The sequence below is a fragment of the Croceivirga sp. ABH4_376 genome (assembly GCF_056160685.1).
Window position 1 is genome coordinate 323,701 of the sequence record NZ_JBSWXQ010000004.1, and the last position, 6,354, is coordinate 330,054.

Here is a 6,354-nt window from a genome sequence, read left to right on the forward strand (position 1 = left end):
TTTACAACGCAATAAGAAGTCCAACTTAAGGTTTACTGCTAAATTGTCATCCATCTAAATTATTCTAATTTTGCAACATGAGCGAACCCTTAGCAGAACGAATTAGACCTAAAAATTTAACGGAATACGTAAGTCAACAACATTTAGTTGGCACAGAAAAAGGTGCACTTTACCAACAAATAAAAAGCGGTACCATACCATCATTAATTTTATGGGGCCCACCCGGAACGGGCAAAACCACCCTTGCCAATATTATTGCCGAAGAAAGCAACAGGCCTTTTTACACCCTTAGTGCCATTAGTAGTGGTGTAAAAGAGGTAAGAGAAGTTATTGAAAAAGCGAAGCAAAGTGGTGGGTTATTTACTACTAAAAATCCCATATTGTTTATAGATGAGATTCATAGGTTTAGCAAATCTCAACAAGATTCTTTACTTGGAGCGGTAGAAAAAGGTTGGGTAACCTTAATAGGCGCTACTACGGAGAACCCAAGTTTTGAGGTAATTCCTGCTTTGTTATCCAGATGCCAGGTATATATTCTTAACCCTTTTGGAAAAGAAGATTTAGAATTATTATTAAACAGGGCAATTACAGAAGATGTTATCCTTTCTAAAAAAAACATCAAATTAGAGGAAACCGAAGCCCTATTGCGATTGTCTGGTGGGGACGGTAGAAAATTGCTCAATATTTTTGAACTAATTATAAATTCTGAGGCAAAGGATAACATAACGATTACCAATGACCTTGTCTTAAGCAAAGTTCAAAAAAATACGGTGCTTTATGATAAAACTGGAGAACAGCATTATGATATTATTTCGGCCTTTATAAAATCTGTAAGGGGTAGTGATCCTAACGCAGCTGTTTATTGGCTGGCCAGAATGATTGAAGGCGGTGAAGATGTAAAATTTTTGGCCCGAAGAATGCTCATTTTAGCATCTGAAGATATAGGTAATGCAAACCCTACCGCATTGGTCTTGGCCAATGCCACATTCCAAGCGGTTACTACCATTGGTTACCCTGAGGCACGGATAATACTTGGGCAATGTGCCACCTATTTGGCAAGTTCTCCAAAAAGTAATGCAAGCTATATGGCCATAGGCAAAGCACAGCAAAAGGTAAAACAAACCGGAGATTTGTCTGTACCGTTACACATACGCAACGCGCCCACCAAGCTAATGAAAGATTTAGGTTACGGAGAAAATTATGCTTACGCCCATGATTATGAACATAATTTTGTAGCACAAGAGTTCTTACCAGAAGAACTTTCTGGGACTACCTTCTATAAGCCGGGCAATAATGCCAGGGAAAATGCCATGCGCGATTTTCTAAAAAAGCGATGGAAAGATAAATATGACTTCTAGAATTTTATGTTGATAGCTTTAGGAGCTTTATCCCCGTCAAATTCTACGTACCACTGTCCATTATCTTTAAAAACAACCCCATTTTTACCGTCCTTACTAACCATAAATACTTCTGGTGCACTGGTAGATTTTAGCACATATACTATTTGTGGGGTGCTATCAATTAATTGATAACCATTGTCCAAGGGTTGTGCATACAAGACGTTTGTATTAACGTCTTCTTGTACCGTAGTACTAATACTAGTAGTACTATTTGCAGTTTTCTCTACTTGAGACTTCTCAACAACAACTGGTAATTTGGTATTATCCATTGTTTGTTGTTGCGTAGTCTCTGGAAGTTTTTTTACATCGTCCTTAAAATTAAGTGTAACTGTTTCCGCTTGCTTGGGTGTATAATTATGGCCTATACCTGCTAATTGTTGCGCAGCTTTTGTTATCGCCTCTTTATAACCGTCTTTATACTCCTTAATTTTACTTTTTGCCTCTAATGTTTCAAAAACAACGGTATTGTTACAATCTTTAAATTGCAAAGAAACCTTAGTAGTAAACATGTTAGATTGGTCATTTAACACCGTGGTTAACCCTAAGCACCTGTTCACGTTTAAATCTACAGGCAAAGCATCGTCATAGACTACATTAAATCCGTAATTGTTTAGCAAATACTTGGTTAAGGTACTAGTGTTATATTGATTAACTTCTTTAAAAGATTCAAATTGTTTAGGAACAATTATGTATTTGTAATCATTAAATTGCGCGGTAAGCGACACAGGAACTGTTAATAAAAACAGGCCAATAAGTATATTCTTCATATTCATATGCTCTTGAAATCAATTATCGTTCCAAGATAGAATATTAAATCCAAATTGTAAAGATGCATAGTGGCTATCTGCTACATTACGATAACCCAACAGGTTGTCTCCCATAATGTAAAAATTAATAGGACCTGCTTGAAAATTTAGCCCCAACCCAATATTAGAAAGGGAATATTTATCTACCGTATAGGTAGTCTTAAATGCCAAAAAATTTCCCAAGCGCTTTTGGTAGAAAGCACTTAATGCAGCTTGCGGTCCTTTTGGTCTGTTGATCATAAATAGCTGTGCCCCTACGGCATTCTTATAATCAATATTTTGTGAGCCACCAGTACTACTGGCTCCGTTAAAAGCACAACCACAATTATCCCTTCTTACTGTTTTAGTAGACGTGTTTCCAAAATTATGCCGTATAGACGCATATAGTTTTACAGGACGAAGAGAGACCCAAGAAGATTCATCTGTAGTATAATCTACTTGCTGTTCTATATCATCTACCAATTCTTGCCACAAATCTGTGTTGAAATTGGCCAAATCTTCTGGTAAAATAATTTCCAAGCCTTCATTATTGGCGCTCCCCGTTAGCGAATAGTTTTTTACCGCATTGCTATGGTAAATAAAACCAACATCTAATAAACTACCTGTGATTAAGGTGTTGGCACTAAGGTTATGTGTAAATCCAATATCAAAACCCATTCCTAGATTACCACCAAATAAAGAACGGGATATAAATTTATTGATTAAATCTTCCTGTGTGGTATTGCTGTCTTCATCTACAATATCTATAAATTCCTGTAGCCCGGAAGTTTCTAAAGAAAGGTCTGCCACCACCGTATTTCTTAAAATATTTTGCTCGCCCAATGTAGTTTCAAAATAACCCGAATTACCCTTGGTTTTAAACTCTAGCACGCTACTGTATAATTTTGCTCGTGCCCCAACGGTCCAGTCTTCATCTAAACGCTTATTTATTCCAAAATGTAGCACGTTTACCACTTCACCTTGATTGGTAAGATGGCTCAAATCAAAACGTCTACCTATATTGGTAGCATTTCCCTCAACTGCCAAAATAGCCAAATCTTGCGGCCAAAATTGAGAGAAGAAACCCTCGCCGTACATTCCAAAAGAATAATAATTGTCTGGATTGTTCTTTCCCCTAAAACCAACGGTAAATAGCTCTAATTGCCCACTAAGGCTAAATTCATCCCGTTGTGACATGCTATAGATGGCGCGCTCTCTTATTTTAGTATTAAAATCTACACCATCATTGGCAAAAAGGTCGTTAACCGTTACACCACTAGTACCGGCCTGCATAGAAAATCCGGATAATAAGGGAACACCAACATGCCATTTGTACGGGGCTTTTACACCAGGGTTTAAGAGCAACGCCTGCGGTACCTCATAAAAATCATACAAAACAGCTTTATTCTGGGCCGTACAAAATACCAACCCAATTAAAAAGAAGAGTACGTTTATCTTTTTCATTCTACATTCAATACAACGGTAGCACTAGACTTAAATACCAATTTTGGATTGGTAAGGGCAGATTGGCTAGTTCCATCGCCTTCATTAGAAGCACTGATTCTAATTTTTGCAGTATTTCTTAGAATTTCCAAAGACTCACCATTTGGGCCAAAATTAACCTGACGCTCTAACGCTGCCGTAGGTTGTGGTTCAATAGTAAACGGTTCTTGGTACAAGACTACATCTGCCTCATTTAAAAATTCTATAAGCAAAGCCAAACTTTTACTGGTCGTATTCTCTATTTGATAGGTAATAGTGCCTTCTACAACCTCATCTGCAATAAACTTTTCTTTAAAGGCCTCAAACGTAAATATCTCTGAAAAAAACAGACCAGGCCCAGCGGCATTCATCGTATCTTCATTAGACTCAAAATACAACAAACTGGATGCTAAAGAAGTCTGTAGAGAAAGGTCGTCTACCTGATTAAAATCTTGTTCTTCCGAGCAGGATACCATCAATAACAAACAACTGCAAAAGATTAAAAAGGTTTTCATAGCGTGTAATCCTAGGTTTTATAGGTAACAATGTTTACCCATGTGTACCCTACTATAACTCTATAAAAAGTTTTTTATTTCGTCTAAATCATAAATGATATCACAAACATTGTGCTTGGGTTCGTTGTGCGCATTAAAATGTAGTGTATGCAAGCCTAATGCCTTGGCCCCTAAGATGTCTGCCTCTAAACTATCCCCAATCATAATTGATTTATTTGCTGGCACCTTTGCCATTTCCAAGGCTAGATTAAAAATCTTTGGATTTGGTTTTTTAACACCTGCCATTTCAGAATTTACCACCACGGAGAAATAGTCCAAGATATTGGCATTTCTAAGCTTCTTTTCTTGAACATTGGCAAAACCATTTGTGATTATGTGAAGGTTATAGTTTGGTTTTAGATATGCTAAAATTTCATGCGCCCCAGGAAAAGTATGGTTAAAACTAGACAAATGGGCAATATAGCCTTCTGACAGTGTATTTATTTGCGCATCGGTAGCTTTAAAACCAATTGCATCAAAAGTTTGTTTTAGACGTTGGTAGCGCAAATTTTCCTTAGAAATTTTCTCTTCCCTAAACAGCTTCCAAAAAGAAAAATTAATTGGCACATAAGCCGCTAAAAATTCGGGAAGCGAAACGGGAATATCGTGTTCTTCAAAAATTTTTTTAAACGTTAGTTCAGAGTTCTTTTCAAAATCCCAAAGGGTATGGTCCAGGTCAAAAAAAACATCGGTAACCACCTCTCTATACATAGTATCTTTTTAAAACCGCTTTATATAAATTTATCCAGTGTATTTGTTGTTTTTCGCCAAACAATTCGTTGGAAAAAATTAAATTAAAATTACCCCTAACTAGTTTAATCTGGTGGTAAAGATTATCCATGGCTTCCAATGCGGCACTTTGTTTTTTATAGCGTTTTAACGCATAATCACAAACCGCGAACGGATGCACCTTTATGGGCTGCTGTACTTCTAGATTAATGTCGTAAAAATAGAAAGTGGAGCAGGTGCCCGCCCTAAAACCAAGGTGATGGGTATACCCCATGGAAAAATCATCGGTAAATTCTGCCGCTACAAGATTCCTATAGGTTTGCGGTACCATAACCCTATTATACCGCATTCTAGAATATTTAATAGGCCTATTTATTAATTGAGACAAACGCCTTTTCTCTTCTTTAAGTGCGTTTAAATTGTCGCCGGCAGCCATACTTGCACTTAAAGAAACTATACTATAGTCTGCAACCGACTTTATTAAATAGCGGAAACCGGTCCTATGGATAGAAATGTTCTTATCATGTTCTGAATAGGCTGCAAACTGAAAGAAAAACATACTTTTAAAAGCATATTTCTTATGAATTTCTAACAGCTTAGAAAAATTATCATAGGGGTCTTTTTTAGGGTTTATCCAAACCGAAATTCGTTTTAGAACACGGGCAAACCTAAAGCCAGATAGGTCTTTGAACAAACCACCCAACGTACGCCCCAAGCCACGCATTGCAAATATGTGAGATGTTGTAACATTTATAATTGGGGTAAAAACATAACTTCCTTTTTTTACCTCCAGTTCTGGAAAACGCGCTAACAAAACGTTTAAAAACTGAAGCGCCCACAAGTCTACCACGGGTTTTTCTAAAAACTTATGTTGAAAAGCCAAACTTGTTTCCGGTGGAAAACGACCTAAACTGTCCCTAACATGTGGCAAGTACTCTTCGTATCTACTCAATAAATAAAAACTGGCCGAAAAAATATCAAAAGGAATGCTGCTTCTTTCATCTGTTTCAAAAAAACAGGGCACATCTTGCCACTGCTTAACCCGTATATCTATATCGTTAATTCCCTGCTCAAACAAAAGGTCGTTAGCGCGAATAAAAAATTCGTTTTGCAAAGGCTGCTTGGTATATGTTATTTTAGGGCCGTTATGCTTAATAAAGTCTTCTACTTTAGTAGTAAAGCCGAGCTCTAAACCCAAAATTCTACCCAATACCTGGTTCATGGTATAGGTAAATCTGTTGGTAATCTTATGGGTATATATCAATAGCATAGATTGCTAAGGTACACTAAAGATTGTAGAGATAGAAGCATTAATGGTTGATGGTTGATGGTTGATGGTTGATGGTTGATGGTTGATGGTTGATGGTTGATGGTTGATGGTTGATGGTTGATGGTTGATGGTTG

Annotated in this window: 6 protein-coding genes; 1 reads left to right on the top strand and 5 read right to left on the bottom strand. The window is 37.1% G+C overall.

Annotated elements, in window-relative coordinates:
* Positions 1 to 77 precede the first annotated feature (77 nt).
* Entirely contained in the window at positions 78 to 1,358 is a 1,281-nt protein-coding gene (locus tag ACXAGS_RS11725; protein WP_474906925.1) for a replication-associated recombination protein A, read from the top strand.
* On the opposite strand, the gene ACXAGS_RS11730 is transcribed toward ACXAGS_RS11725, so the two are convergent.
* The 5 genes from ACXAGS_RS11730 to ACXAGS_RS11750 are packed head-to-tail and all read right to left on the bottom strand — an operon-like array spanning position 1,355 to position 6,220.
* Positions 1,355 to 2,167 carry a hypothetical protein gene (locus tag ACXAGS_RS11730; RefSeq protein ID WP_474906927.1) on the bottom strand — a complete coding sequence of 271 codons (813 nt, stop codon included), beginning with the start codon at positions 2,165 to 2,167 and terminating at the stop codon, positions 1,355 to 1,357. The genes ACXAGS_RS11725 and ACXAGS_RS11730 overlap by 4 nt on opposite strands.
* A gap of 18 nt (positions 2,168 to 2,185) precedes the next feature.
* Positions 2,186 to 3,649, bottom strand: coding sequence for a DUF5723 family protein (locus tag ACXAGS_RS11735; protein ID WP_474906928.1), 1,464 nt, complete (start codon positions 3,647 to 3,649; stop codon positions 2,186 to 2,188).
* Complete coding sequence (locus ACXAGS_RS11740) at positions 3,646 to 4,182, bottom strand: hypothetical protein (RefSeq protein WP_474906929.1); 537 nt, start codon at positions 4,180 to 4,182, stop codon at positions 3,646 to 3,648. Before ACXAGS_RS11740 ends, ACXAGS_RS11735 begins: the two co-directional genes overlap by 4 nt.
* A gap of 60 nt (positions 4,183 to 4,242) precedes the next feature.
* On the bottom strand, positions 4,243 to 4,932 hold the full coding sequence (locus tag ACXAGS_RS11745) for a YjjG family noncanonical pyrimidine nucleotidase (RefSeq protein ID WP_474906931.1): 690 nt from the start codon (positions 4,930 to 4,932) through the stop codon (positions 4,243 to 4,245).
* A complete protein-coding gene (locus ACXAGS_RS11750) occupies positions 4,925 to 6,220 on the bottom strand; it encodes a polysaccharide deacetylase family protein (protein WP_474906933.1) in 1,296 nt (431 codons plus the stop codon). The genes ACXAGS_RS11745 and ACXAGS_RS11750 overlap by 8 nt, the downstream gene beginning before the upstream one ends.
* Between the last annotated feature and the right edge of the window lie 134 nt (positions 6,221 to 6,354).

What these genes read in the sequence shown, in the direction of transcription:
- ACXAGS_RS11740 (WP_474906929.1), bottom strand. Translation starts at nt 4,182, where the DNA reads ATGAAAACCTTTTTAATCTTTTGCAGTTGTTTGTTATTGATGGTATCC.
- ACXAGS_RS11735 (WP_474906928.1), bottom strand. Translation starts at nt 3,649, where the DNA reads ATGAAAAAGATAAACGTACTCTTCTTTTTAATTGGGTTGGTATTTTGT.
- ACXAGS_RS11725 (WP_474906925.1), top strand. Translation starts at nt 78, where the DNA reads ATGAGCGAACCCTTAGCAGAACGAATTAGACCTAAAAATTTAACGGAA.
- ACXAGS_RS11745 (WP_474906931.1), bottom strand. Translation starts at nt 4,932, where the DNA reads ATGTATAGAGAGGTGGTTACCGATGTTTTTTTTGACCTGGACCATACC.
- ACXAGS_RS11750 (WP_474906933.1), bottom strand. Translation starts at nt 6,220, where the DNA reads ATGCTATTGATATATACCCATAAGATTACCAACAGATTTACCTATACC.
- ACXAGS_RS11730 (WP_474906927.1), bottom strand. Translation starts at nt 2,167, where the DNA reads ATGAAGAATATACTTATTGGCCTGTTTTTATTAACAGTTCCTGTGTCG.